Raw genomic sequence first — 25,280 nt, 5'->3', positions numbered from 1 at the left:
TCCTACGGATGTCCTTGTTCCTGGTACATCAACCTGACCACGGACCAAGAGGCTTTGGCATGCCGTGGGCGGAACCCAGTAATCACAGGGCTGAAGTGGACCTAGGGCCGACGTCTGCATGACAATCCCGAGCAACAATTAGCCGGGAGTCCCGAGATGCCGTCCCCTGGCAGGGGCAAGTTGAAGCGTTCTGAATTGCGGGGAGATTTCTATGGGCTTGTTTGCACATAGGCTGGGTCAAAGCCAGTGATGTCCACATTGATGAGCTTGAGGGTGCCAAGGTCGTAGCTCAATACGAGATCACTGCCGACCTGATTTAGGGTGAAGGCACTTGACGGAACAAAGATTCGATCCCCCTCAGCGGCATTGAAATCAGTTGCTACATCATTGCCAGGGCTGGCCACAAAGACATCGGCACCAAGTCCACCTGTCAGGATGTCATCGCCAAGATCGCCGCTGAGCCTGTCGGAGCCGTCTTGGCCGGTCAGTGAGTCATTGTCCTTGCCGCCGTAAAGCTCGTCATTGCCGAAGCCTCCAAGTAGGTCATCGCTCCCCATATTACCGCGAAGAATGTCATCTCCCTCGCCTCCCCAGAGGTCATCGTCGTCTTTGCCGCCGTAGAGGTCGTCATTGCCGATGCCACCCAGGAGGGTGTCTTCGCCCATGTTGCCGCGCATGTCATCGTCACCGTCGCCGCCAAAGAGGTCGTCAGATCCATTTCCACCGCGGATTGTGTCGTTGCCAGAATCACCGGAAATGTCATCATCTCCATCGTCCCCATTTAGATCATCGGAACCCGCGCCCCCACGGATGCTGTCGTCGCCGAGGCCTCCTGAGAGGTTGTCGTCACTGTCGCCGCCGCTCAGATCGTCAGACTTATCACTGCCGGATGAATCACTGCCGGATGAGTTGTTCGCGGAGCTATTGCTGTTACGCGAGTCATCGTCGGACGCTCCGCCTCCAGACCGATTCTTGCTGTCGTCATCAAGTTTGATGTCATCGGAGGTCATGCCGACTTCCTCGAGCTCCCGAAGGGACATTTCCAAGATTCTGCTTCTGTGATACTAGCATCCTGTTGGGCATTCAGGCCAGTGACCTCAGGGCCGCCATCCGGCCCGTCGGGCGATGGACTGGCTGAGCCGAGCGGTTCACTCGGTTGACCGGGGCCTTTGCTTCCCAGCCGTTGCCACGGCCCACAGCTCGCAGCCCCGAGAGAGTCTCCTGCGCGGGGCCCCATGATGATTCGAGGCTCGATGTCCTAGGCAGGGCAAGGCGGTTTGGCCTTGCACGCACCCGGTGATGGGTGCTTCCGTTGGTCTTTGACCTATCTGCCAGCAGACAGAGCCAGCGTTGATGGGCAGGTTCGGTGCATCAAGTGCCGAGTAGTACGGAGCGAATCTGTCGGGGAATTAGGTCCCCTCAGGTCCCTTGCAGCGCACTGGTCTGAACGGAACTGCTTGGTTTAAGAACTACAGCTGAGTTCTCCCGGTGTTCGCGCTGGTGCTGAGCTCCCGGCTGCCGCTGTTGGCATTCGCCTCCTGGGTGGCGCCGATCACGCCGGCCACCAGCAGCACGGAGAGCAACACGAGCCGGCAGAACCGCTCCAGCATGGGATTGGCCATGGGATCTGACGAGGGTTCGGGGACCAGAGCCTGCCAGTCGTGGACCGGCGGCGGGTGACTCGCCTGCAACCGCTCCACCGCCAGTTGTGACCGGATGCGACTGGGGCGGCCCGGCTTCAATGGGAGCTCTTGTCCGTCTGCGCCGATGTCTGCAGTTCCGCCCGTCGTTCGCAGCGGCTGGCGCTTCTGGATCGACCGCGGCGGCACCTTCACCGACCTGGTGGGCTGCTCCCCCAGCGGTGAGCTAGTGGTGCGCAAGTTGCTCTCGGTGCAGCCGGATCAGCCCGGGGATCCGGCCGTACGGGCGATCCACGACGTGCTGGGGCTGGCCGGTACGGACGCCTCGGGCGATGGCGAGCCCCTGCCGGCGGGGCTGATCCAGGAGGTGCGGCTGGGCACCACGGTGGCCACCAATGCCCTGCTGGAGCGCCGTGGCGTGCCCACCCTGCTGCTGGTGAACCGGGGCTTCGCCGATTTGCTTCGCATCGGCGACCAACACCGGCCCGATCTCTTTGCCCTGCGCATCGAGCGGCCCGAACCCCTGGAGGGCCGGGTGCTGGAGGTGCCCGGGAGGCTTGCGGCCGATGGCTCCGAACTGGAGCCCCTGGACTTGGCTGGACCCGACGGCCGGGAGCTGGACGTTGCCTTGCGGCGTGCTCTCGTCGACGGCTACCAGAGTGTCGCGGTGGCGCTGTTGCATGCCTACCACCACCCCCGCCATGAGTTGGAACTGGGGGCCTGGCTCGAGAAGCTGGGGTTTGGATCGGTGGCGCTCTCCCACCGGGTCAGCCCCCTGCCTCGGCTGGTGCCCCGCGCCCAGACCACCGTGCTGGAGGCCTATCTGGGCCCAGTACTGCAGAGCTATCTGCAGCAGGTGCGCACCGCCCTCGGGGAGGAGGTGGAGCTGAGGGTGATGCAGTCGAGCGGTGGGCTGATCGCCCCCGAGCAGCTGCGGGCCAAGGACACGCTCCTCTCCGGGCCCGCCGGTGGCCTGGTGGGGGCGGTGCGCACCTCGGCGGCCGCTGGCTTCACCACGGTCGTCGGCTTCGACATGGGCGGCACCTCCACGGACGTCTGCTACGCGGATGGCGTGTGGGAGCGGCGTGAGCAGGCCCAGGTGGCCGGCTTCACCCTGCAGGCCCCGATGCTGCAGATCCACACCGTGGCCGCCGGTGGCGGTTCGGTGATCACCTGCGATGGCCAGCGGCTGCAGGTGGGTCCGGCCTCCGCCGGGGCCGATCCGGGCCCCGCCTGCTACCGCCGCGGCGGGCCGCTGACCCTCACCGATGCCAACCTCTTGCTGGGCCGCCTCCAGCCCGAGGCATTCCCGGCGCTGTTCGGGCCCGCTCGCGATCAGCCCCTCGATCCCGATGTGGTGGGCCTGCGGTTTGAGGCGCTGGCCCAGGAGCTGGCGGCGTCCCCGGAGGTGTCTCTGGAGGCGTCCCCGCGCCCGCCTGAGCAGCTGGCGGAGGGAGCCCTGGCGATCGCCGTGGAGCGCATGGCCGAGGCGATCCGCCGCATCTCGATTCAGCAGGGGCACGACGTGCGCCGCGCCGCCCTCTGCTGCTTCGGCGGTGCCGGCGGCCAGCACGCCTGCGCCCTGGCGGAAGCCCTGGGCATCCGCCAGGTACTGCTGCACCCGTTGGCAGGGGTGCTCTCCGCCTACGGCATCGGCCTGGCGGAGGAGCGCTGCCTGCTGGAGCGCACGGTGCGCCGGCCTCTGACCCCCGAGCTGCTGGAGGAGCTCACGCAGCTGCGGCATGAGCTGATGGAGTCCCTGGCTGGCGCTGCGCTCCGGGAAGGTGAGCGCTGCGACGTCCAGCTCCAGCTGCGCACTCCCGGCAGCGACAGTGTCATCCCCCTTCCCTGGACCCCCCTGGACCAGCTGCTGGAGGGCTTTGCCAGTCGCTACGAGCGGCGCTTCGGCTACCGCCCCCTGGACCGGGATGGTCAGCCGCTGCGGCCTGTGGTGGAGCGCCTCAGTGTGGAGCGGATCCGAGCGGGGCAGCCGCTTCAGCGCGGCACCGCGGCCGGCCCCGGCTCGATCCCCGGCGGAGCTGTTCCGTCGTCGCCGGGCAGCGACGCTGCCCCGAGGGCGCTACCCCGCCAGATCCGGCTCTATGTCGCCGGGGCCTGGTGCGAGGCCCCGCTGCTCCAGCGGGACCAGCTGCGCGGGGCGGGCCTTTTGCTGGGGCCGGCCCTGATCGTGGATCCCACCGGCACCAACCTGCTGCTGCCCGGCTGGAGTGCCGAGCTGCTCCCAGGTGATGAGCTGCTGTTCCGCCACGTCGCTGCGCTGCCATCCGCCGATCTCTCCTCTGCCGATCTCTGCCCCGTTCCTGGGACTGCTGGGGCGCCCGGGCTGAGGCGCCAGGACCCGAGGGTGCCGGAGGACCCGCAAGCCCCCGACCCCGTGCTGCTGGAGTTGTTTCACAACCGCTTTGCCGCCATCGCCGAGCAGATGGGCACGCGGCTGCAGCTCACCAGTTCCTCTGTGAACATTCGCGAGCGGCTCGATTTCTCCTGTGCCGTGTTCGATGGAGAAGGGGCGCTGGTGGCCAATGCGCCCCACATCCCCGTGCACCTGGGCTCGATGGGCGAGTGCGTGGCGGCGCTGCTGGCGGCTGTCCGGCGGGGTGAGCATCCGCCGCTGGTTCCCGGTGATGCTGTGGTGACCAACAACCCCTTCAACGGCGGCACCCACCTGCCGGACATCACCGTGATCACGCCGGTGTTTGCCGAGGGGCTGGACCCAGAGGCCGCGGCGCTGACCGTTCCGGTGCTGTTCGTGGCCTCCCGCGGCCACCACGCCGATGTGGGCGGCATCACGCCGGGCTCGATGCCGTCCCACAGCCGCCGCATCGAGGAGGAGGGCCTGCTGCTCGACAACGTGCCGCTGTTGCGGGATGGCGTCTTCCTGGATGCGATCTGGCGAGAGCGGCTCCTGGCGGGCCCCTGGCCCGTGCGCAATCCCGACCAGCTCCTGGCCGACCTGCAGGCCCAGGTGGCCGCCAACCGCCTGGGGGTGGAGCGGCTCCAGGCGCTGATCCGGCGCGAGGGTCTGCCGCTGGTGCAGGCCTACCTGGGCCATGTGCAGCGCCACGCCGCCGAGGCCGTGCGGCGCGTGATCGATCGGCTCCACGACGGAGCCTTCCTCCTGCCCCTCGACGACGGGTTGGAGGTGTCGGTGGTGATCACGGTGGATCGGGCCGCCCGCCGTGCCCGCATCGACTTCAGCGGCACATCACCCCAGCAGATGGGCGGCAACCTCAATGCCCCCCTGGCGATCACCAAGGCCGTGGTGCTCTACGTGTTCCGTTGCCTGGTGGATCGGCCCATCCCGCTCAATGCCGGCTGTTTCGAGCCCCTGGAGCTGGTGGTGCCGGAGGGCTGCCTGCTGCATCCGCGCCCACCGGCGGCGGTTGTGGCCGGCAATGTGGAGACGTCCCAGGCCGTGGCCAACGCCCTGTTCGGCGCCCTGGGGGTGATGGCCGCCGCCCAGGGCACGATGAACAACCTCAGTTTTGGCAACGCCCGCTGTCAGTACTACGAGACGATCTGCGGTGGCACCGGCGCCGGGCTTGAGGCCGGCGGCCAGGGCTTTGCCGGCGCCGATGCCGTGCAGAGCCACATGACCAACTCGCGCCTCACCGATCCCGAGATTCTCGAGGAGCGATTTCCCGTGCGGCTGGAGCAGTTCGCCATTCGCCGTGGCAGTGGTGGCGTGGGTCACTGGCGTGGCGGCGACGGAGTGGTGCGGCAGCTGCGCTTCCTCGAGCCGATGACCGTGTCGCTGCTCAGCGGTTCGCGCCGGGTGCCCCCTTTCGGGCTGGCCGGCGGCGGCGCGGCAGCCCTTGGCCGCAATCGCCTTCAGCGCGCCGAGGGCGCCTGGGAGGAGCTGGGGGGGCGTGCCGAGCTGGCGCTGGAACCTGGCGATCGGCTGCGGATCGAGACCCCAGGTGGGGGTGGCTATGGCACCTAGATTCGCGTCCCCCAGCTGGAGGCCCATGGCGCAGCCGCGGCCGCGACGGTCCTCACCGCGGATCTGGATCCTGCCGCTGCTGGCGCTGCTCACGGCCGGCCAGCTGGCTGGCTGTGGGGAGGCCGGCCGCGATGCGGCTGGCGACCAGCTGCAGAGCGAGCGCCTGCGCCAGGTGCGCCAGCGCGGGGCCCTGGTGTGCGGCATCAACGGTCAGCTGCCCGGCTTCAGCAGCCTCGGCGCCGATGGCCGCTATACGGGCTTCGACGTGGAGTTCTGCCGGGCGGTGGCAGCGGCGGTGCTGGGCGACCCCAACCGCGTGGAGCTGCGGCTCCTCTCCAGCAACGATCGCTTCACCGCCGTGGCCAGTGGCGATGTGGACCTGCTCTCGCGCAACACCACCGTGAACCTGAGCCGGGATGCCCCCGGCGGCAACGGCCTGGCCTTTGGGCCGATCCTCTTCTACGACGGTGGCGCCGTGCTGGTGCCGGGCGCCAGCGGCATCCGCCGCCTGGCCGATCTGGCCGACCGACCGGTTTGTGTGGTGAGCGGCTCCACCAACGAGGGCGTGCTGGCCGACCGCATGGGCAGCCTGGGCCTGCGCTATGTGCCGTTGCGCTACCGCAACGCCGACGAGACGTTCGCCGCCTACCTCTCGGGCCGCTGCACCGCCGTCACCAGTGATCGCTCCGGCCTGGCGGCCCGCCGCACCCTCTTCCCCGACCCGGCCGCCCACCGGCTGCTACCGGAGGCCCTGAGCAAGGAGCCGATGGCGGCCGCCAGCCGCCAGGCCGATCCCATCTGGGCCGATGCGGTGCGCTGGATTGCCTACGCCCTGATCGAGGCGGAGGAGCAGGGGGTGACGCGCGCCAACGTGGCGGCACTCACGGCCCGGGCCCGCTCCGATCCGCGCCAGCCACGGCTGCGGCGCTTCCTGGGCCTGGAGGGCGAGCTCGGCCGCTCCCTGGGCCTCCCGGCCGACTTCGCCGCCAAGGCGGTGGCGGCGGTGGGCAACTATGGCGAGCTGTTCGAGCGCAACCTGGGCAAGGGGTCACCCCTGGGGCTGGAGCGTGGCGCCAACGAGCTCTGGAGCCACGGTGGCCTGCTGATCGCACCGCCCTTCCGCTGACTGCCAGTCCATTCCTCAGCCCCCCAGGTAGGCGGCCTGCAGCGTGGGATCGGCCAGTAGCTCAGCTGCCGGGCCCGCCAGGGTGAGGCGCCCCGCCTCCAGCACCACGCCCCGATCGGCGATGCTCAGGGCGGCCTGGGCGTTCTGCTCCACCAGCAGGATCGTCAGCCCGTCCCGGTGCAGCTGGGCCAGGGCGGCCATCACCTCGCCCACCAGCTTGGGGGCCAGGCCCAGGCTGGGTTCATCCAGCATCAGTAGCTCTGGCCGGCCCATCAGCGCCCGCGCGATCGCCAGCATCTGCTGCTCGCCGCCCGACAGGGCGCCAGCCAATTGGCTGCGTCGCTCCGCCAGACGCGGAAACAGCCCGTAGCAGCGCTCCAGATCGGTGCGGATGGTGGCGGTGTCGCGGCGCAGGTAGGCGCCCAGCATCAGGTTGTCCACCACGCTCTGGCGGCTGAGCACCCGCCGGCCCTCCGGGCAGTGGCCGATGCCCAGTTTCAGCAGGCGATGGGCTGGCACCTCCGCCAGGCTGCCGCCGCGCCAGAGGATCTGCCCCGCGGCGGCGGGTACCAGGGCCGAGATGGCCCGCAGGGTGGTGCTCTTGCCGGCACCGTTGGAGCCGAGCAGCGTGACCAGTTCGCCCGCGTGCACCGCCAGGTCGAGGCCGTCGAGGGCCTGCACGCTGCCGTAGTGCACGCTCAGTCCCTGGATCTCCAGCAGGGGGGTGCTCATGACGCGCTGCATCCACTGCCACTGCCACTGCCACCGCCACTCCCACTGCCCGCTCCACTCCCCGTGCCGAGGTAGGCCTCGATCACCTGCGGGTCACGGCGCACGTCTTCGGGGGTGCCCAGGGCGATGCGTACGCCGAAATCCAGCACGGCCATCCGATCGCACAGCCGCATCAGCAGCGGTACGTGGTGCTCGATGATCATCACCGTGAGCTGGTGGCTCTGGCGCAGCGCGGCGATCAGCTGGCAGAGCTGGTCCTTTTCGGCGGGGTTGAGGCCGGCGGCGGGTTCATCCAGCAGCAGCAGCGATGGGTCCGTGGCCAGGGCCCGGGCCATCTCCAGCCGTCGCCGATCGCCGTAGGCGAGGGTGCCCGCCTGCCGCTCGGCCAGGGCGGTCAGCCCCAGCTCCTCCAGCAGCTGCCAGGCCGCCTGCAGCCGCTGGCGCTCGGCGCGCCGGTGGCCGGCGCTGTTGAGCAGTCCTCCGGCGGCGCTGCTGCGGGGGCGACGCTGCAGCGCCACCAGCACGTTCTCCAGCACCGAGAGATCCTCGAACAGGCGCAGGTTCTGGAAGGTGCGGGCCAGGCCCAGGCGGTTGAGCCGGTGCGGCGGCTGGCCGGTGATCGGTGCACCGCGCCAGAGCACCGCGCCGCCGCTCGGCGGCGTTACGCCGGAGATCAGGTTGAACAGGGTGGTCTTGCCGGCACCGTTAGGGCCGATCAGCCCGAAGATCTCGCCGGGTTGCACGGCGAAGCTCACCTGATCCACAGCCAGCAGCCCGCCGAAACGCCGGCTGAGCTCCCGCACCTCCAGCAGGGGCACGCTCATGGCTGGGCCCCCTCAGCGTCTCGGCCGGCGGCGCTTCGCAGGCCCCAGCCCCCCAGCCGCTCCAGCAGGGCCGGAGTGATCAGCCCCTGGGGGGCGAGCACCGGCCCCAGCAGGATCACCAGGCCGAACAGCACCAGGCGCGCATCGCCCACCGGCCGGAGCAACTCCGGCAGGGCCGTGAGCAGCAGGCCCCCAACCACTGGCCCCAGCCAGGTGCGCGAGCCCCCAAGGATCACGAAGGCCAGGGTGGTGATGCTGGCGTCGAAGGAGCCCTGGCGGGCATTCCAGGTGTTGAGGAAGTGGGCGGCCAGGGCGCCGGTGCTGCCGGCCAGCACAGCGCTGAGCACAAAGGCGATGAGCTTCACCCGGGTGGTGTCGATGCCCATGCAGCGGGCGGCGAGTTCGTCGTTGCGGATGGCGGCCATGGCGCGGCCCAGGGGCATCAGCTCCAGCCGCTGGCAGAGCCAGCCGGCCAGGGCCAGCAGCGCCAGCGCCGGCAGCAGGTAGCCGGCGGCGGTGGCGAAGGGCTGGGGGATGGCGAAGATCCCCACAGCACCGCCGGTGAACGGCAGATTCAGGATCGCCACCCGCACGATCTCCACCAGCGCGATGGTGGAGATGGCCAGGTAGATCCCCTGCAGCCGCAGCACCAGCCTTCCCACCAGCAGGGCCAGCAGCCCGGCCAGCAGGCCCCCCAGTGCCATCTCCAGCAGCAGCGAGGGCACCGGAAACCCGCCATCGGCCGTGGCCCCAAGGGCGCTCCAGCGGGTGGAGAGCAGGGCGGCGAGGGTGCCGCCCACCGCGTAGAAGGCCGGCGTGGCCAGCGACAGCTGCCCCGCCGCCAGCGGCAGGTACACCGACAGGCCCAGCAGGGCGCCGAGCAGCATCTGCACCAGCAGGCCGTTGTCGATCACGGGGTCACCTCGCGGTGGGGGATCCTCATGGCCTCACACCTTCTCCACCGTGCGCCGGCCCAGCAGGCCCCTGGGGCGCAGCAGCAGCACAGCGAACAGGATGGCGAAGGCCAGGGCATCGCGCCACCCGGAGGCCTCGCTGGGCACCAGGGCCTCCGCCAGGCCCATCAGCAGCCCGCCGGCGATGGCGCCGGGCACGCTGCCCAGGCCGCCCAGCACCAGCACCGCCAGCCCCTTGAGGCCGTAGCCGATGCCGAAGTAAGGCCCTGGCAGGCTCACACTCACGCCGATCAGGCCGCCGCCGAGTCCCGCCAGGGCGGCGCTCAGAACGAACGCCAGTCGCACCATGGCCTCGCTATGGATGCCGAGCAGCTGGGCGGTGGTGGCGTCTTCCGCCACGGCCCGCAGGGCCCGACCGCCCTTGCTGCGCTCCAGCCAGAGGCTGAGGGCGACCACGGCGGCGGCGGAGATCAGCAGCAGCAACAGCTGGATCGTGCGGATGCGGGCACCGGCGATCACCAGGGCATCGGGCAGACCTCCCAGGGCATTGGTGTCATGGGGGAAGGCGTAGCCCTCGGCCCCCATCAGCAGTTGCAGCAGGTTCACCAGCACCACACCGGCACCGAGGCTGGTGATCAGGGCCAGCAGCGGCTCGGCGTTGCGGCGCCGCAGCGGCGCGAAGGCCACCCGCTCCACCAGCAACCCCACCAGGCCGGATCCGGCCGCCGCCAGCAACAGGGCCAGCCAGAAGGGCAATCCGCCCGGTAGCCCCCAGCCTGGCAGCGCGCCGTTGACGCCGATCCTGCCGCCCATCAACAAGAAGGTGAGGTAGCCCCCCACGGAAAAGAGCGCGCCCTGGGCGAAGTTGATCACCCCGAGCACCGAGAACACCAGCGTGTAGCCCAGGGCCACCAGGGCATACACGCCACCGCTGGCGGCGCCGTTGAGCAGGGTCTGGAGCAGGGCTTCGATCACGGCTTGCTCCCCTGCAGATGGCGCTCGCGCACCAGGGCGAAGCGTCCATCGCGGCCGCCGGGGGCCATGCGCACCTCAGCCACGTAGAAGCGATCCTGCAGCACCTCCCCCTCGGGGCTGAACCCGATCGGGCCCAGGGGTGTGTCGTAGGTGCCGCTGAGCAGTTCCTGCATCAGGTCGGCACGGGCCTGGCCGAGGGTCACGCCCGTGAGGCCCCCCTTGCGCTGCAGCCGCTGGATCGCTTCAAACAGCACCTGGTAGGCGGCGAAGGCCTGGGCGGTGATCTGCGGTGGCGGACGGTCGCCGTGGGTCTGGCGGAACAGCTGCTGGAAGCGGCGGTTGATCGGGGTGTTGAGTTCGGGGCTGTAGGCCTGGGCGATAAGGATGCCGTCGCACCAGCGCTGGCAGATCGGATAGATGTTGGGCGTGTTGAGGCCATTCCCCACCACGATCTGGCCGCGGTAGCCCAGCTCGCGCAGCTGGCGGATCAGGTTGCCGCCGGCCACCGCCTGCACCGAGAGCACCACCAGCTGGGGCCGGAGCTGCAGGGCGGATGTGATCGGCGTCTGGAAGTCGTTGTCGGCCAGCTGGGTGCGCTGCACCGTGACCGGGGTGAGCCCGCGGGCGGCGAGGGCCTTCTGGAAGATCGCCACCTCGGCGGTGCTGTAGGCGTCGTCCTGGGCGTAGAACACGGCCACGTGTTTGGTCGATGGATCGCGGCGCAGGGCCTCCTCGATCGAGAGCGGTGCAATCACCGAGCTCTGGGCCGACACGCGGCTGATGAAGTGGCCGATCTCGGGAATGCCCCTGGCGGTGTTGGAGGGCGCCACCACCGGCACCCCCTGGCGCTGGGCGATCGGATTGGCGGCGAAGGCCTGCTGGGACAGGGTGGGCCCGATCAGGGCAATCACCCCCTGGCGGATCAGCAGGTTGAAGGCCGCGATGGCGCTGGGCTCATCGGACGCGCCGTCTTCCATCTGCAGGCGCACGGCGCGCCCCTGCGGAGCGCTGGTCCCGGCCCAGCGCTCGGCCAGGCTCAGACCCATGCGCTGGTCCTGGCCATACAGGTTGGCGTTGCCGGTGAAGGCGATGGCGGCCCCGAGGGTGAGGGGGCCAGCCGTGAGTGGCTTGGCGGCCGGATCACTGCTGCGGCCTAGCCAGGCCAGGGCGCCGATACCGGCCGCCAACAGGGCCGCCAGCCGCAGGGCTCCGCGCTGGCGGCGCTCGATCGGGCCGGAGCTGCGCGACGTGTCGTTGCTGACAGCCGTCGATGGCGGGGGTGTGGGTGTCATCGGCAGGGCATCGCAGCGGATGCTGGGCGCTTGGGCTGGCGCTGTCAACACGCTGCTGCAGGCTGCGCTCACCATCCGTTCCAGCCTGCGGCCGAAGGCCTTCGCCCGCTGGGATCTGATTGCCGTGGCTGGCGACAGCGGCAGGTGTTGGCCCCCCTTGCCCGTTGACGCCGCGATGGATGCACAAGCACCAGGCGTGACGGCTCCTTGACCGGCAGCCTGGAGCTGTTCCGTGACTTTCTCTCGGTTCTAGGCCCCTCTTCAGGCCACCTGGGCGAAGGCGTCCCGGAAGGCTGCGATCGTGGCGTCGATGTCGGCGTCGCTGTGGGCCAGGGAGGTGAAGCCGGCCTCGAAGGCGCTGGGGGCGAGATACACGCCGCGCTCGAGCATGGCGCGGTGCAGCTTGCCAAAGCGAACCGTGTCTGCAGCCTTGGCCTCTTCGAAGTTGCGCACCGGACCTTCGCAGAGGAAGAAGCCGAACATGGCGCTGATCGAGCCGCCGGTGATCGGCAGGCCGGCGCTGCGGGCGGCGTCCTGAATCCCGGCGCTGAGGCGTTTGGTGATGGCGTCGAGGCGCTCGTAGGTGCCGGGCTGCTTGAGCAGCTCCAGGGTCTTGATGCCGGCGGTCATCGCCAGGGGGTTGCCGCTCAGGGTGCCCGCCTGGTACATGGGGCCCGCAGGGGCCACCAGGCCCATGATGTCGGCCCGGCCGCCGTAGGCGCCCACCGGCAGGCCGCCGCCGATCACCTTGCCCATGGTGGTCAGGTCGGGGGTGACGCCGAACCGGGCCTGGGCGCCGCCGTAGCTGATGCGGAAGCCGGTCATCACCTCGTCGAACACCAGCAGGGCGTCGTTCTCCTTGGTGAGTTCGCGGATGCCCTCCAGGAAGCCGGGCTCGGGGGTGATGAAGCCGGCGTTGCCCACCACCGGCTCGAGGATCACACCCGCAATCTCACCCGGGTTCTCGGCGAACAGCTGCTTCACCGCCTCCAGGTCGTTGTAAGGGGCGGTGAGGGTGCTGGCGGCGGTGGTGCGCGGCACGCCGGGGGAGTCGGGCAGGCCCAGGGTGGCCACGCCGGAGCCGGCCTTGACCAGGAACATGTCCGCGTGGCCGTGGTAGCAGCCCTCGAACTTGATCAGCTTCTCGCGGCCGGTGAAGGCCCGCACCAGGCGCAGCACCGACATGCAGGCTTCGGTGCCGCTGTTGACGAAGCGCACCATCTCCACCGAGGGCACCGCCTCGATCACCAGCTCGGCCAGCTGGTTCTCCAGTTCACAGGGGGCGCCGAAGCTGGTGCCCTTGTCAAGGGCGGCGTGCAGGGCGGCGATCACCTCGGGATGGGCGTGGCCGCAGATGGCGGGGCCCCAGCTGCCGATGTAGTCGATGTACCGATTGCCATCCACGTCCCAGGCGTAGGCGCCCTTGACCCGGTCGAACACAATCGGCTGGCCGCCGACGGAGCGGAAGGCCCGCACCGGCGAACTCACGCCGCCGGGCATCAGCTTCTGGGCTGCGCTGAAGAGTTCCTGGGACCGGGTGGTGTTCAAGGCAGGAGCCGAAACAGGGGCTGAGGGGGAGGCCGAGGTCAAGGCGGGATCCGCAAACGGCGAACAGAACCGTGGCCCATCCTCGCCCAGAGCCGGCCGCGGGCCCGCCGGCGGCTACGGGGGTGACCGGATCCATCCTGGGGCGAATTTTAGGGCCCCCCTGCCTGTTTTTCTTGGGGCAGCCGATCAACGTAAGGGAGCCGATCGACGGACGGCAGCTGGTATCCCTTCTGTCGAAACAGCTTCATGCAGGTGTCCACGGCAGCCGGGTCATAGAGGCTGCCCCGGCCGGCCTCGACCGTGCTGAGGGCCGCCTCGAGGCCCTTGGCGAAGCGGTAGGGCCGGTGGGTGGCCATCGCCTCGACGGTGTCGGCCACGGCCAGGATCCGGCCCCCCAGGCAGATCGCCTCCCCCCTCAGGCCCTGGGGGTAGCCGCTGCCATCGAGGCGTTCGTGGCGATGGAGCACGCTCTCGGCCACCGGCCAGTGGAAGTGAATCGGCAGCAGCACGTCGCCCCCGCCTGGACGTGGGTGCGCAGCAGCTCGATCTCCTGCTGCTTGAGGGCCGTCGGCTTGATCAGGATCTCGATGGGGATGGAGAACTTGCCGATGTCATGCACCAGGGCACTGATGCGGATGCCTTCGACCTGGTGCTGATCGAGACCCATCTCCACGGCCATCGCCCTGGCCAGATCCGCCACCCGTGCCTGGTGCCCCGCCGTGTAGGAATCACGCGTCTCACTGAGGCTGACGAAGGCAGCAACCATGTCCTGGAGGCTACACAGGGTTTCCTGCTGGTAGGTCTGCATCTGCCGCTCAGCCGCCCGGCGGGCGGAGATGTCGCGGATGTTGCACTGAATCACCTGTCGTCGGCCTACGTGGTAGACGTTGCTCGCGAATTCCACATCCTTCAGGGAACCATCCTCAGCCAGCAGGGGGATGTCTTCGTAGCGAACGTAGCCCGTTTCCTGGAGTCTGGTGAACAGGCTGATCACCCTGTCCTTATCCAGCAATGAGCTGATCTCCCAGAGCTGCTTGCCAATCAGATCCTGAGGCTGGCAGCCAAGCAGCTCCTGAATGAAGGGATTGGCCTGGGTGATGCAACCACTATCAGCCTCGAGGATCAAGATGCCATCCTTGGCCATTTCGAACAGAAGCCGGTAGCGCTCTTCGCTGTCGGCCAGGGCCAGGCGCTCCCTCCCCTCCTGGATGGCCCGCAGCACGGCGGAACCGAGCTTCTCGAGCTGGTGCTTGAACACGTAGTCGACCGCACCATTCCGCAGCCCCTCCAGGGCCGCCGCCTCCGAGATGGTGCCGGAGACGAACAGGAACGGCACTTCCGGTGCCTCCTGGCGGGCGATCGCCAGGGCCCTGGTGCCGGAGAACTGCGGCAGGGTCCAGTCGGCCAGGATCGCGTCGGGGCGCTGCTCGGTGAGGGCGGAGCGGAAGCTGGCCTCCGTCTCCCCCCGGCGCAGCACGGGCTCCACGCCCGCACGGCGCAGGGCGTCGACGGTCAGCTCCAAATCCTGGGGTGCATCTTCCACCAGCAGCAGGTTGGCGCCCACTGCGGGGCCGCCTGGTCCGATGGCGACGTCATCGTGCTCATCGCGTTTCTCCAGGCAGTTTGTTGAGCAACATCCAGTAAAATCCGATTTCCGTGACGGCCTTGATGAAGGCTTCCGATTCCACCGGCTTGACCAGATAGCTGTTGGCCCCCAGGTCGTAGGCCCGCACCAGATCGGATTCCTCCTGCGAGGAAGTGAGCACCACCACCGGCAGCAGGTGGGTTTTTGGGTTGGCCCTGATCTGGCGCAGCACCTCCAGGCCATCCACCCGCGGCAGCCGCAGATCCAGAAGCGCGAGCTTGAGCTGTTTGCCCGGCTGGACCTCGTCCTGGTCCTTGAGCAGCACGCCCAGGGCCTTGGCCCCGTCCTTCACCCAGATCACGTTGTTGATCAACCGCGACGCCTTCAGGGCATCGATGGTCAGTTCGGCATCGGCGGAGTTGTCCTCCACCAGCATCAGTTGCAGGGGGATGTGGATCTCGGTCATGGCGGCGAGGCTCCAGATGCGGATCGGTTCTCAGGGGCCGGGGGCAGTGGCAGGCTGAAGCGGAAGGTGGCGCCGATGTCCGTGTGGCCTTCGCCTTCAATGTGTCCCCCGTGGCGGTGCAGGATGCGCTGCACCAGCGCCAGCCCGACGCCAGAGCCCTCGAATTCATCCTGGCGATGGAGCCGCTGGAAGACGCCGAACAACTTGTCGGCGTAGGCCATGTCGAAGCCGGCACCGTCGTCCTTCACCCAGTAGCTGAGCTCTGACTTCTCCACGGCGCCATCCACCGTGATGTGGGCCAGGGCACGCGAACGCGAGAACTTGATCGCATTGGACAGCAGGTTGAGCCACACCTCCCGCAGCAGATTGGGGTCCCCCTGGGCCTGCGGCAGCTGTCCGCAGTGGAACTCGATCTGGCGGTCGCCCTCGAGGGCCAGCAGCTCCGAGGCCATCGTCCTGGCCAGCGCCTCCATGTCCACGCGGGTGGTCTCCAGCTCGCGGCGGCCGAGGCGGGAGAAGCGCAGCAGATCATCGATCAGGGTGCCCATGCGCTGGGCGTTGTCGCGCACCACCTGGAGCAGGCGCCGGCCTTCCGCATCGAGCCGGTCGCCGTAGCCCCGCAGCAACTTGAGGCTGAAGCCGTCGATGGCCCGCAGCGGAGCCCGCAGGTCGTGGGAGATGGAATAGGCGAAGGATTCCAGCTCCTGGTTGGCCTGGGTCAGTTCGGCGGTGCGCTCCTGCACCTCCTGCTCGAGGGAGCCATTGAGGCTGCGCAGCTGCTCCTCCATCCGCCGGATCGGGGAAATGTCGCGGGCGACGGCGTAGACGCCGAGCACCTGGCCGCTGGCATCGCAGTAGGTGCTGGCGTTGTAGAGCACGGGTGTCAGGGTGCCACTGCTGTGGCGCAGGGTGAGGGGGTAGTCGCGCACCGACCCCTCGGCGAAGGCCGTCTGATAGGCGCGGCCGGCCCGCTCCGATTCGGTGAAGCAGTCGGCGAAGTCGCGGCCCACCAGCAGGCTCCTGGACAGGCCCGTGGCCTGGATCGTCGCCTCGTTCACATCGTCGAGCTTCCCTGCGGCGTTGATCACGGCCATCGGATCGAGGCTGGTTTCGATCAGGCTGCGGGTGTAGGCCACCTTCTCGAGCAGGGCCTGCTCCGCGCTTTTGACCAGCGTCACGTTCAGCAGGACCCTGAACACCTCCTGCACTTCCTGGTGGGCGCCGTGGCGCACGAACAGCGTCTCCTCGATGCACACGGCTGCACCGTTGGCATGGCGCAGCTGCAGGGTGAGCCGGGCTGAGGCCTGGCCGCCGTTCAGCACCGTTTCCAGGGCCTCCGATTCCCGCTGCTGTCCGTCGTCCAGCAGGAACGACTCCAGGCCCTTCGCCTCGATCCCGACCCTGGTGGTGCCGAGCATGTCGGCCAGGGCCTGGTTCACCTGCAGGGTGGGGTGGGCTCCATCCGGGCCAGGGCGGCTGATGGCGACGCCGAGGGTGTCGCAGGTGAACAGGTGGCGAAACCGCTCCTCGCTCTCGACCAGTTCGCCGTGGGCGGCGACCACGCGTCGCCGTTCCCGCTGCAGGAATTGGGCGGTGAGCAGCAACAGCAGCAGCACCCCCACACCATTGCCGGCCTGGAGCAGGAGCAGGTTGCGCTGCAGGTCGATCAGGGCCCTGCCGCGTTGCTGCATCAGCAGGTGTTCGATCTCGCCGATCTGCTTCACCTCCTCCAGCACCACCGCCATCGAGGACTGCAGATTCCTGTCGCTGAAGGTCTCGCGGGAGAGGCGGGCCGCCGTGATGGCCGAGCGCAGCCGGGCGATGTGGAGCCGCTGGCTGGCGTTGTCGACGGTGAGTCGCTGCAGCTCCGCCAGTGCTCGATCCGTCACGGCGCCGGAAAAGTCGAGGGTTGAAGCGGTGCCCAACCAGCCCAGGCGCAGCAGGCTGGCCGCCAGATCGCCCCGGAGCACCCCCCTGTCCACGTCCGAGAGGGCCACCAGCACGGCCTGGCTGTGGCTGATCAAGCCAGCCATGGCCTGGATCGCCTGGCTCTGCTTCCAGCTGAGCGCCAGGCTCGCCAGGGCGAAGCCGCCCGCCGCCACCAGAGGGACCAGGGGGTTCAGGGGACGGGCTGCGGCGGCGCCGCAGCCCGGACCAGGCGCCGGTTGGTCATGCTCCACGGCGCCGTCATCCTTACAACTTCCCTATAGCCATCACCGGGGGTGGCGTCATCCGGGCGCATCGGAGCGTTGCCAATGGCGCCGGCGCCCAGCCCCTAGGCCACTGGGCCCGGTAGCCTCGCCCGTGGTCGGGAGGCCCCCTTGACGATCGACTGGCCCCGCATCGCCCAGCGCCTGCGCGCCCTCCTGCCCGCCAAGGCGGTGGTGGCCAAGCGCCAGGAGCTGCTGGCCTACGACTGCGACGGCCTCACCCTGCACCGCCACCAGCCGCCCCTGGTGGTGCTGCCCGAAACCACCGAGCAGGTGGCCGCCGTGGTGCGCCTCTGCAATGAGCTGGGGGTGCCCTTCGTGGCCCGCGGCAACGGCACCGGCCTCTCCGGCGGCGCCGTGGCCGAAAGCGAGGCCCTCGTGATCGCCACCAGTCGCATGCGCCGCGTGCTCGGTGTGGATCTCGATAACCAGCGGGTCACCGTGCAGCCCGGTGTGATCAACAGCTGGGTGACACGGGCCGTGGCCGGCGACGGGTTTTACTACGCCCCCGATCCCTCCAGCCAGCAGGTCTGCTCGATCGGCGGCAACGTGGCCGAGAACTCCGGCGGCGTTCACTGCCTCAAGTACGGCGTCACCAGCAACCATGTGCTGGAGCTGGAGGTGGTGCTGCCCGATGGCTCGATCACCACCCTGGGGGGATCACTGCCCGAGCAGCCGGAGCTGGACCTGCGCGGCCTGTTCATCGGCAGCGAGGGCACCCTCGGCATCGCCACCGCCATCACCCTGCGGCTGCTGCGGGCCCCCGAGAGCGTGGCGGTGCTGCTGGCCGATTTCGCCAGCATGGAGGCCGCCGGCGAGGCGGTGCGGGCCGTGACGGCGGCCGGTGTGCTGCCGGCCGGCATGGAGATCATGGACAACTTCACGGTCAACGCCGTGGACGACCTCTTCGGCCACGACGAGTACCCGCGCGATGCGGGGGCGGTGCTGCTGATCGAGCTCGACGGCCAGGAGCGGGAGGTGGTGGCGGCCGTGGATCTGGCCGGCCAGCTCTGCCGCGGCGCCGGGGCCCGTAGTGTCCGCCAGGCCAGCGACGCGGCCGACCGTGCCCTGCTCTGGAAGGGCCGCAAGAGCGCCTTCGCGGCGGTGGGCCGCATCACCCCCACCTATTACGTACAGGACGGCGTCGTGCCCCGCACTGCCCTGCCGCGGGTACTGGCGGAGATCGAGCGGCTCAGTCGCCGCTACGGCCTACCGGTGGCCAACGTGTTCCACGCCGGCGACGGCAACCTGCACCCCCTGATCCTCTACCGGGCCGATGAGCCTGGGGTGGAGCGGCGGGTGAGTGAGCTGGGGGGCGAGATCCTGCGGCTCTGCATCGAGGCCGGCGGCAGCATCACCGGCGAGCACGGCGTGGGCAGCGACAAGCGCTGCTACATGGACTGGATGTTTGCCCCTGAGGACCTGGCCACCATGCAGCTGGTGCGTCGCGCCTTCGATCCCGACGGCCTGGCCAACCCCGGCAAGATCTTTCCCACCCCCCGCAGCTGCGGCGAGTCGGCGCGCCGGGTGGCGGTGCTGCGGGAGCAGGGGGTGGAGCTGCCCGAGCCGGTGGTGGCCTTCTGAGCGGCGAGGCGCCGATGACCGGCCCGCAGGAGCCGGCCCCACGGGCTGGCCTGCTGCACATCCTGGGGCTGGGCTTCGGTCTGGCCGGAGCGGTGGGGGGCTCGATCGGCGCCGGCATCCTGCGCACCCCGGGCCTGGTGGCGGCCCAGCTGGGCAGTCCGGTGCTGATCCTGGCGGCCTGGCTGCTGGGAGGCGTCTACGCCCTGCTGGGCGCGATGTGCGTGGCGGAGCTGGGGGCGAGCCTGCCCCGGGCCGGAGGCTGGTATGTGTATGCCCAGCGGGCGTTCGGTCCCTGGGCGGGCTTCAGCGTGGGCTGGACCGATTGGCTGGGTCACGTGGTGGGCCTGGCCTGGGTGGCGATCACGGTGGGCGAGTACGTGGAGGCGCTGCTGCCGGCCTTCCCCCTGGGCCCGAAGGCCACGGCCTGCCTCGTGCTGGCCGTCTTCTCGCTGATCCAGCTGCTGGGGGTACGGGCCGGCAGCGCCAGCCAGCAGCTGCTCAGCCTGGTGAAGGCCGTGGCCTTCCTGGCGCTGGTGCTGGCCTGCTTCCTGCTCGGCGATCCGGCCGGGGGCGAGGCCGTTGCCGCGTTGGGCGCGGCTGCAGAAGCCAGTCCGGACCTGGTCGCCAGCACCGGCCTGGCCACCGGCTCGATCACCGGCCCCGGCTTCGCACTCGCGGCGGTGCTGGCCATGCAGGCCGTGATCACCACCTACGACGGCTGGGCCAGCCCGATCTACTTCTCCGAGGAGTTCAGCGAGCCCGCCCGCGACCTGCCCCGCTCCCTGCTGGGCGGGGTGGTGGCGGTGCTGCTGATCTATCTGCTGGTCAACGGGGCGCTGCTGCGGGTGCTGCCGCTGGAGCAGCTGGCGGCCTCGGCCCTGCCGGCCGCCGATGCGGCCCGGCGGCTCGTGGGCCCCCTGGGGGGGCACCTGATCACGGGCCTGGCGCTGCTGTCGCTGCTGGGGCTGGTGAACACCGTGGTGATGGCCGCCCCGCGCATTCTGTTCGGGCTCAGCCGCGATGGTCTGGTGCCGGCCTTCGCCCAGCAGGTGACGGGCGGCGGCACGCCGCTGGCGGCCCTGGCGATCACCAGCGGTGGGGCGGCGGCCCTGGTGCTGAGCGGCTCCTTCGCGCGGCTGCTGGGGATGGCCTCGTTTCTGTATGTGGCCATCTACCTGGCCGGCATCGTGGCGCTGCTGGTGCTGCGCTGGCGCGAGCCTGAGCTGGAGCGCCCCTTCCGCGCCTGGGGCTACCCCTTCACGCCGCTGCTGATCGCGGCCGGATCCCTGGCCTTCCTGGTGGCCGCCCTCTGCAGCGACACGGCCAACAGCCTGGCGGCCCTGGCCCTGATTGCCCTGGGCTATCCGCTCTATGCCGCCTCGCGGCGCCTGGGCTGGGGCGAGACCTGAGGCCAGCCCAGAGAGAGGCCAGGAGCCCCTCAGCCCCAGTCCCCGTCGTCCTCCTCGTCGTCCGGGAGAGGCCAGGCCAGGTTGATCACCACCGGGGCGTGGTCGCTGGGCTTCTCGTTGCCGCGCTGATCTCTGTGGATCTTGCAGCCGGTGGCCAGCTCCACCAGCTCCTCCGAGAGGTAGATGTGGTCGATGCGCCAGCCCCGATCCCGGTCCCAGGCGCCGCTGCGGTAATCCCACCAGCTCCAGTGGCCGCTCGCCGGCTCGAACAGCCGGAAGCCATCCCGTAGCCGCTTGCCCAGACACGCCGCCAGGGCGTCACGCTCGGCGTCGCTGGCCATGATGCCGCCGCTCTGGCGCTCCGGATCGGGCAGGTCGCGGGCTTCGGGGCCGATGTTGAAGTCGCCCACCATGCAGAGCGGATCGCCCTGCTGCTCCTGGGCCGCCAGGTAGCGCCGCAGGCAGGCCAGCCACTCCAGCTTGTAGGCGTACTTCTCGCTCGTGAGCGCACTGCCGTTGGGCACGTAGAGGTTGAGCACCCGCACCCCCTCCACCAGGGCGCTGATCACCCGCTTCTGCTCGCTCAGTCCCGGCGCCTCGGGGTCGTCCGGGAGTAGGGCGTCAAAGCCGATCTGCACATCCTCAAGCGGCAGCAAGCTCAGGATCGCCACGCCGTTGTAGGCCTTCTGGCCGCTGGTCACCACCTGGTAGCCCAGGGGCGTGAAGGCGCCGGTGGGGAACAGGGCGTCCTCCACCTTGGTTTCCTGCAGGCACACCACCTCGGGCCGCTCCCGCTCCAGCCAGGCCACCACCTGCTCAAGCCGGGTGCGCACCGAGTTCACGTTCCAGGTGGCGATGCGCATGGGGCTCGGGTGGGGCGTGACGGTGGGCCGTTGCTCCTAGCATTCCCATACAACTACTGCGCTGCGAAGGCCATGGGTAGCCACCTCGCTTCCCCCATCCCAGCCCTGCTGCTCGCGGCCGGCCTATTGGCCGCCGCCGCTCCGGCCCGAGCCGATTACTCCTCCGGACTGTCCAAGCAGGAGCAGAACGTCTACGACTACGGCCCCAGCGGGCCCGGCAGCAGCAAGGGGGGCTCGATCCTCGAAACCACCAACCCCCTGGACCTGATGAACAAGCTCCGCAAGGGGATGGCCCTCGATAACGCCACTACCCCCGGCGACGCGATCGATGCGGCACTCAAGGATCTTGAGGCCCAGTCGAGGCCGGCGCAGCCTGGGGTTTCGTCGCCGCTGAAGGGGCCCTGAGGCCGGCCAGTCCCCAGCTGGCGGCCACCTCATCCAGGCGCGGGTTGGCCTTGTCGGGTTGGCGCTCGCGGGCCTTGGCCAGGGCCACCTGGGCCGCCTTGGTGTCGCCCTGCTCCTGCTTGAGCAGGGCCAGGGCCAACAGCGGCCGGGGATCCTTGGCGAACTCCTGGGCCTGTTGCAGATAGAGCGCCTCGGCGGCGCCCTTCTGGCCCTGGCGCTGCAGCAGGTCGCCGAGCAGAAGGCCCAGTGGTAAGGCCTGGGCCTGCAGAGTCGGCTTGCTGGCCTTGGCCAGCAGGGCCCGCAGCTGGCGCTCCGCCTCCTGGCCTCGCCCCTGCTCAACCTGCAGCAGCGTCATCAGCTGCAGGGCCTCGATCCGTTCCGGGCTGAGGTTCAGCAGCTGGCGCAGCTCCCGTTCGGCTCCAGCGCGGTCGTCGCCATTGCGGCGCAGTTCCGCCAGCAACAGCCGCAGCTGCCAGCGCTCCGGCTGCCGGTCGGCCAGGGTCTCCAGCAGCTGGGTGGCCTGCCGCTGCTGGTCGAGGGCCAGCAGCAGCTGCACCAGCCGCTCCTGCTCGGCGTCACTGGCTGAGCCCTGATCCACCTTGCTGCGCAGCTGATCGGCCTGGCGCTCCAGGGCCAGCCGGGAGCGATCGCCCCCGCCGCTGCCCCTCTGCCCCAGCCACCAGCCACCGGCGCCGGCCAGGCCCATCAGGGCCAGGGCCGCCAGGGCCAGCAGCAGGCCGGAGCGGGAACCAGGGCTGGGTCGGGGCGGCATGGCGCGGGCGGGTGGTGGCGCCAGTCTGCCGCCGCGGCCTCGCTACATTGGCTTTCGGGCCCTGCTGGTCCCGCGCGCCTAGAGGGTTCCAGCCACAATGCGTCACCATCCCATTTCTCCGGTCACCGAGCCGCTGCAGTACCGGGCCATCGGCGTGGTGCGGGGCACCTATGAGCCCAGCGATCCCGAGCAGCTCACCCGTGGCCTGATCCGTACCGCCGACGGCAGCGAGCTGGAGGCCGTGGTGCTGGGCCGGGTGCTCACCCTGATGCGTCGCCACCTTGACCTCAGCAAGCCCCACCTCTGGGTCGCCTACCCCCGCTACCGCGAGGCCGACAAGCTGCACCTGCAGCTCGTGGGGGTGTGGGAGCCGAGCACGCTGGCCGCGGCCCAGGCCGCGCTGGAGCGCCCGGAGGGCGAGGCAGAGGCTGTGGAAGGAGCTCCCGGCGAGGCTCCGGCCGACGACGTGGCGCAATCCGCCGAGCTCCCGGCCGATCTTCCTGGGGATGCCCTGCCCGAGGGCGACGACTACTTCTCAGTCCGCGGCGAACTCATCTACACCCGGCCGGAGAGCGGCGAGGTGGTGGTCAAGATCCGCCAGCAGCCCCGCCCCGACGGCAGCCGGCCCACGCCCTTCAAGCTGCAACTCCAGGGCGAGATCCCCCTGGAACACCTGCGCCACTTCGTCTCCCTGGACCTGCGCCGGCAGGGGCAGGTCCTGACCCTGGAGGCCTTCGAGGTGATTGCCCCGATCCCCCAGCGCGGCAACCGCGGCGGCAAGACCAAGGGACGCGGTGGTCGCCCGGGCGGTGGCGGTGGTGCCCCCGGCCGCGGCGGCCGTCCGACGGCAGCGGTGACAAGGCGCTGACCCGCCATGCCTGCCCCGCCCCAGCCCGCACGCCCGACGCTGCGTCGCCCTGAAGATTCGGCCGGCTCCAGCGAGGCCCTGCGGGTCGGCATCGCCGTTGCTGCGGTCACGCTGGTGGCCGTGGTCGGGCCGCCGCTGGGCCTCTCGCCCGGCGTCATCGCCCTGGCGGCCGGCGGGGCCCTGCTGGCCCTCAGCGTGGATGCGGCCCGTTTCGGGGGGCGGGGTGGTCACCTGCTGGCCGAGGCCCTGCCCGGCGGGCGGGCCCGGCTGCGGCGCATCGCCATCCACGAGGCCGGCCATGTCCTGGTGGCGAAAGAGGAGGCTATGGCCGTGTGCCAGGTGCTGGTGGGCAGCCTGGCCTGCCTGCGCCAGGGCCTGGCCGCCAGCGGCAGCACCGAGCTCGACCCCCCGGCCCACGCCAAGTTGCCGGCCGAGGAGTTGCGCCGCTGGAGCCGGGTGCTGCAGGCCGGCATGGCGGCCGAGACCCTGATCTACGGCAGCTCCCGCGGCGGCGCCGACGATCGGGCCCTGCTGGGGCGGCTCTGGGGCCTCTCCGGTTTCGACGTGGCCACGGCCCAGCGGGAGCAGCGCCGCGCCCGCCGCGAGGTGGACCAGCTCCTGCGCGCGCGGCGCGACCTACTGGAGCAGCAGGCCGAGCAGCTGCTGGACGCGGCACCCCGGCTGTTTGCTCCGGCTGGGCAGCCGCCCGCCCCCGTGCCCCTCGCCGCTGCGCCCAGCCAGCCATGACCACCCCCCTGGCGGTCGTCGACTGCCCGACGGGACTGGCCGGCAACATGCTGCTGGCCGCCCTGTTCGACCTGGGCCTGGCCCAGGCGGCCGTGGAGGCACCCCTGGCTGCCCTGGGCCTGGAGGGCCGCTATCGGCTGCAGCTCGAGGAGCGCCGCAGCGGCGGCCTGCGCGGGCTGCACCTGGCGGTCGAGAGCCTGGAGATGGAGCCGCCCCATCGCCACTGGAGCGAGCTGCGCGCCCTGATCGCCGCGGCGCCGCTGCAGCCGGAGCTGCGCAACCGGATCCTGGCGGTGTTCACGGGCCTGGCGGAGGCGGAGGCGGCCGTCCACGGCCTGGCGCCCGAGCAGGTGCACTTCCATGAGGTGGGGGCCCTCGATGCCCTGGTGGACGTGGTGGGGGTCTGCGCGGGGCTGGCCCACTTCGGGGTGGAGCGGCTGATCTGCACCGTGCCCCCCGCCGGTCACGGCACGGTGTGCACCGCCCATGGGGTGCTGCCCCTGCCGGCCCCGGCCGTGCTGGAACTGGCCCGCCGCGGCGCCATTCCCCTGGCCTCCAGCGCCGGCTTTCCCCCGGGCGAGCTCACCACTCCCACCGGTCTGGCCCTGATGGCGGCCCTGGCCGATGGCTTCGGGCCGGCGCCGGCCCTGGTGCCCCAGGCCCTGGGGGTGGGCCTGGGTAGCCGTCAGCTGGATCGGCCCAACATGCTGCGGCTGGTGTTGGGTCAGGCCGTCCAGGGTGCGTTGGGCGCGGTGGCGGAGGGCCTGGGCGGGCACGCGCCGGCGGTGGCTGCGGGCACCGCCGCCTCGGCTCCCCATCTCGAGACCGTGCTGGAGCAGCAGGCCCAGATCGACGACGCCAGCCCCGAGGACCTCGCCTTCCTGGCCGACGCACTGCGCGAGGCCGGGGCCCTGGAGGTATTCAGCCAGCCAATCCTGATGAAGAAGGGCCGCCCAGGCCTGCTGCTCAGCGTGATCGCCTGGCCGGAGCAGGCCGAGGCCTTGCGGGCGGTGTGGTGGCGCCACGGCAGCAGTCTGGGGGTGCGGGAGCAGTGGATGCGGCGCTGGGCCCTGCCCCGCCACAGCCACACCGTTCACACCGCCTGGGGGCCGGTGCGCATCAAGACGGCCCACCGGCCCGATGGGGGCCTGACCCACAAGCCCGAATATGGGGATCTGGCGGATCTCGCCCGCCGCCACGGCCTGCCCCTGGCCCAGCTGCGCCAGGCGGCGCTGGAGGCCATGGCGGCCAGTCCTCCCCCCGACCCCAACGCCGACCCCCTCCCCCCGTGCCCCACCGAGCCGTCCTGACGCTGCGCCGCTGCCTCTCCGCCGCCGGCGCCCTGGCGGCCCGCCC

At 70.3% G+C, this 25,280-nt stretch carries 22 protein-coding genes; 8 read left to right on the top strand and 14 right to left on the bottom strand.

Annotated features, from left to right (window positions below; all coding sequences use genetic code 11):
- Window positions 1-209: 209 nt before the first annotated feature.
- Window positions 210-1,010, bottom strand: coding sequence for a calcium-binding protein (locus CJZ98_RS01985; RefSeq protein WP_157910836.1), 801 nt, complete (start codon window positions 1,008-1,010; stop codon window positions 210-212).
- Between the two features lie 459 nt (window positions 1,011-1,469).
- Window positions 1,470-1,622 (bottom strand): hypothetical protein, encoded by a 153-nt coding sequence (locus CJZ98_RS18130; RefSeq protein WP_157910835.1) that lies wholly within the window; start codon window positions 1,620-1,622, stop codon window positions 1,470-1,472.
- A 145-nt stretch (window positions 1,623-1,767) separates the two neighbouring features.
- On the opposite strand from CJZ98_RS18130, the gene CJZ98_RS01980 reads away from it, so the two are divergent.
- Window positions 1,768-5,604, top strand: a complete 3,837-nt coding sequence (locus tag CJZ98_RS01980) for a hydantoinase B/oxoprolinase family protein (protein ID WP_094587832.1) — start codon at window positions 1,768-1,770, stop codon at window positions 5,602-5,604.
- Window positions 5,605-5,629: 25 nt separating this feature from the next.
- Entirely contained in the window at window positions 5,630-6,730 is a 1,101-nt protein-coding gene (locus CJZ98_RS01975) for an amino acid ABC transporter substrate-binding protein (protein WP_094587831.1), read from the top strand.
- A gap of 15 nt (window positions 6,731-6,745) precedes the next feature.
- Here CJZ98_RS01975 and CJZ98_RS01970 read toward each other — a convergent pair whose 3' ends face one another.
- From CJZ98_RS01970 to CJZ98_RS01925, 10 genes are all read right to left on the bottom strand, one after another.
- Window positions 6,746-7,462 (bottom strand): ABC transporter ATP-binding protein, encoded by a 717-nt coding sequence (locus tag CJZ98_RS01970; RefSeq protein ID WP_094587830.1) that lies wholly within the window; start codon window positions 7,460-7,462, stop codon window positions 6,746-6,748.
- A complete protein-coding gene (locus tag CJZ98_RS01965) occupies window positions 7,459-8,286 on the bottom strand; it encodes an ABC transporter ATP-binding protein (protein WP_198537421.1) in 828 nt (275 codons plus the stop codon). The genes CJZ98_RS01970 and CJZ98_RS01965 overlap by 4 nt, the downstream gene beginning before the upstream one ends.
- Window positions 8,283-9,200, bottom strand: a complete 918-nt coding sequence (locus CJZ98_RS01960) for a branched-chain amino acid ABC transporter permease (RefSeq protein WP_232756111.1) — start codon at window positions 9,198-9,200, stop codon at window positions 8,283-8,285. Before CJZ98_RS01960 ends, CJZ98_RS01965 begins: the two co-directional genes overlap by 4 nt.
- 33 nt (window positions 9,201-9,233) lie before the next feature.
- Entirely contained in the window at window positions 9,234-10,175 is a 942-nt protein-coding gene (locus CJZ98_RS01955; protein WP_094587829.1) for a branched-chain amino acid ABC transporter permease, read from the bottom strand.
- Window positions 10,172-11,467 (bottom strand): ABC transporter substrate-binding protein, encoded by a 1,296-nt coding sequence (locus CJZ98_RS01950; RefSeq protein ID WP_094587911.1) that lies wholly within the window; start codon window positions 11,465-11,467, stop codon window positions 10,172-10,174. Before CJZ98_RS01950 ends, CJZ98_RS01955 begins: the two co-directional genes overlap by 4 nt.
- Before the next feature lie 261 nt (window positions 11,468-11,728).
- Window positions 11,729-13,015: a glutamate-1-semialdehyde 2,1-aminomutase gene (gene hemL, locus CJZ98_RS01945; RefSeq protein ID WP_094587828.1), complete on the bottom strand. Its 1,287-nt coding sequence runs from the start codon at window positions 13,013-13,015 to the stop codon at window positions 11,729-11,731.
- Between the two features lie 149 nt (window positions 13,016-13,164).
- On the bottom strand, window positions 13,165-13,494 hold the full coding sequence (locus CJZ98_RS01940) for an HD-GYP domain-containing protein (RefSeq protein ID WP_198537420.1): 330 nt from the start codon (window positions 13,492-13,494) through the stop codon (window positions 13,165-13,167).
- A complete protein-coding gene (locus tag CJZ98_RS01935; protein WP_198537419.1) occupies window positions 13,431-14,579 on the bottom strand; it encodes a PAS domain S-box protein in 1,149 nt (382 codons plus the stop codon). Before CJZ98_RS01935 ends, CJZ98_RS01940 begins: the two co-directional genes overlap by 64 nt.
- Before the next feature lie 37 nt (window positions 14,580-14,616).
- Entirely contained in the window at window positions 14,617-15,066 is a 450-nt protein-coding gene (locus CJZ98_RS01930) for a response regulator (RefSeq protein WP_094587825.1), read from the bottom strand.
- Window positions 15,063-17,246, bottom strand: a complete 2,184-nt coding sequence (locus tag CJZ98_RS01925) for a sensor histidine kinase (RefSeq protein WP_094587824.1) — start codon at window positions 17,244-17,246, stop codon at window positions 15,063-15,065. Before CJZ98_RS01925 ends, CJZ98_RS01930 begins: the two co-directional genes overlap by 4 nt.
- A 141-nt stretch (window positions 17,247-17,387) precedes the next feature.
- Between CJZ98_RS01925 and CJZ98_RS01920 the strand changes: the two genes are divergently transcribed.
- Together CJZ98_RS01920 and CJZ98_RS01915 are read left to right on the top strand one after the other, a co-directional pair.
- Window positions 17,388-18,860 (top strand): FAD-linked oxidase C-terminal domain-containing protein, encoded by a 1,473-nt coding sequence (locus CJZ98_RS01920; RefSeq protein ID WP_094587823.1) that lies wholly within the window; start codon window positions 17,388-17,390, stop codon window positions 18,858-18,860.
- Window positions 18,861-18,874: 14 nt separating this feature from the next.
- The gene (locus tag CJZ98_RS01915; RefSeq protein WP_094587822.1) at window positions 18,875-20,269 is read left to right on the top strand and encodes an APC family permease; all 1,395 of its coding nucleotides are present in this window, start codon (window positions 18,875-18,877) and stop codon (window positions 20,267-20,269) included.
- Between the two features lie 29 nt (window positions 20,270-20,298).
- Here the strand turns inward: CJZ98_RS01915 and xth are convergent, their stop codons facing one another.
- Window positions 20,299-21,132: an exodeoxyribonuclease III gene (gene xth / locus CJZ98_RS01910; RefSeq protein WP_094587821.1), complete on the bottom strand. Its 834-nt coding sequence runs from the start codon at window positions 21,130-21,132 to the stop codon at window positions 20,299-20,301.
- A gap of 72 nt (window positions 21,133-21,204) precedes the next feature.
- Here xth and CJZ98_RS01905 point away from each other — a divergent pair, with 72 nt between their 5' ends.
- Entirely contained in the window at window positions 21,205-21,537 is a 333-nt protein-coding gene (locus CJZ98_RS01905) for a hypothetical protein (RefSeq protein ID WP_094587820.1), read from the top strand.
- Here the strand turns inward: CJZ98_RS01905 and CJZ98_RS18125 are convergent.
- Entirely contained in the window at window positions 21,470-22,309 is an 840-nt protein-coding gene (locus CJZ98_RS18125; RefSeq protein ID WP_198537418.1) for a tetratricopeptide repeat protein, read from the bottom strand. The genes CJZ98_RS01905 and CJZ98_RS18125 overlap by 68 nt on opposite strands.
- A gap of 97 nt (window positions 22,310-22,406) precedes the next feature.
- Here CJZ98_RS18125 and CJZ98_RS01895 point away from each other — a divergent pair, with 97 nt between their 5' ends.
- Genes CJZ98_RS01895 through larC form a run of 3 tightly spaced genes read left to right on the top strand, consistent with a single transcriptional unit; the run spans window position 22,407 to window position 25,234 of the window.
- On the top strand, window positions 22,407-23,177 hold the full coding sequence (locus CJZ98_RS01895) for a hypothetical protein (protein WP_232756110.1): 771 nt from the start codon (window positions 22,407-22,409) through the stop codon (window positions 23,175-23,177).
- Window positions 23,178-23,183: 6 nt separating this feature from the next.
- A complete protein-coding gene (locus CJZ98_RS01890; protein ID WP_232756109.1) occupies window positions 23,184-23,924 on the top strand; it encodes a hypothetical protein in 741 nt (246 codons plus the stop codon).
- Window positions 23,921-25,234: a nickel pincer cofactor biosynthesis protein LarC gene (larC, locus tag CJZ98_RS01885; protein WP_094587819.1), complete on the top strand. Its 1,314-nt coding sequence runs from the start codon at window positions 23,921-23,923 to the stop codon at window positions 25,232-25,234. Before CJZ98_RS01890 ends, larC begins: the two co-directional genes overlap by 4 nt.
- Window positions 25,235-25,280: the final 46 nt, after the last annotated feature.

Source organism: Vulcanococcus limneticus LL (genome assembly GCF_002252705.1).
Classification (GTDB): Bacteria; Cyanobacteriota; Cyanobacteriia; order PCC-6307; family Cyanobiaceae; genus Vulcanococcus; species Vulcanococcus limneticus.
The sequence above is the reverse complement of the archived record's forward strand: the minus strand, read 5'-3'. Positions and strand labels throughout refer to the sequence as shown.

What these genes read in the sequence shown, in the direction of transcription:
- CJZ98_RS01985 (WP_157910836.1), bottom strand. Translation starts at nt 1,010, where the DNA reads ATGACCTCCGATGACATCAAACTTGATGACGACAGCAAGAATCGGTCT.
- CJZ98_RS18130 (WP_157910835.1), bottom strand. Translation starts at nt 1,622, where the DNA reads ATGGCCAATCCCATGCTGGAGCGGTTCTGCCGGCTCGTGTTGCTCTCC.
- CJZ98_RS01980 (WP_094587832.1), top strand. Translation starts at nt 1,768, where the DNA reads ATGTCTGCAGTTCCGCCCGTCGTTCGCAGCGGCTGGCGCTTCTGGATC.
- CJZ98_RS01975 (WP_094587831.1), top strand. Translation starts at nt 5,630, where the DNA reads ATGGCGCAGCCGCGGCCGCGACGGTCCTCACCGCGGATCTGGATCCTG.
- CJZ98_RS01970 (WP_094587830.1), bottom strand. Translation starts at nt 7,462, where the DNA reads ATGAGCACCCCCCTGCTGGAGATCCAGGGACTGAGCGTGCACTACGGC.
- CJZ98_RS01965 (WP_198537421.1), bottom strand. Translation starts at nt 8,286, where the DNA reads ATGAGCGTGCCCCTGCTGGAGGTGCGGGAGCTCAGCCGGCGTTTCGGC.
- CJZ98_RS01950 (WP_094587911.1), bottom strand. Translation starts at nt 11,467, where the DNA reads ATGACACCCACACCCCCGCCATCGACGGCTGTCAGCAACGACACGTCG.
- CJZ98_RS01930 (WP_094587825.1), bottom strand. Translation starts at nt 15,066, where the DNA reads ATGACCGAGATCCACATCCCCCTGCAACTGATGCTGGTGGAGGACAAC.
- CJZ98_RS01915 (WP_094587822.1), top strand. Translation starts at nt 18,875, where the DNA reads ATGACCGGCCCGCAGGAGCCGGCCCCACGGGCTGGCCTGCTGCACATC.
- xth (WP_094587821.1), bottom strand. Translation starts at nt 21,132, where the DNA reads ATGCGCATCGCCACCTGGAACGTGAACTCGGTGCGCACCCGGCTTGAG.
- CJZ98_RS01905 (WP_094587820.1), top strand. Translation starts at nt 21,205, where the DNA reads ATGGGTAGCCACCTCGCTTCCCCCATCCCAGCCCTGCTGCTCGCGGCC.
- CJZ98_RS18125 (WP_198537418.1), bottom strand. Translation starts at nt 22,309, where the DNA reads ATGCCGCCCCGACCCAGCCCTGGTTCCCGCTCCGGCCTGCTGCTGGCC.
- CJZ98_RS01895 (WP_232756110.1), top strand. Translation starts at nt 22,407, where the DNA reads ATGCGTCACCATCCCATTTCTCCGGTCACCGAGCCGCTGCAGTACCGG.
- CJZ98_RS01890 (WP_232756109.1), top strand. Translation starts at nt 23,184, where the DNA reads ATGCCTGCCCCGCCCCAGCCCGCACGCCCGACGCTGCGTCGCCCTGAA.
- larC (WP_094587819.1), top strand. Translation starts at nt 23,921, where the DNA reads ATGACCACCCCCCTGGCGGTCGTCGACTGCCCGACGGGACTGGCCGGC.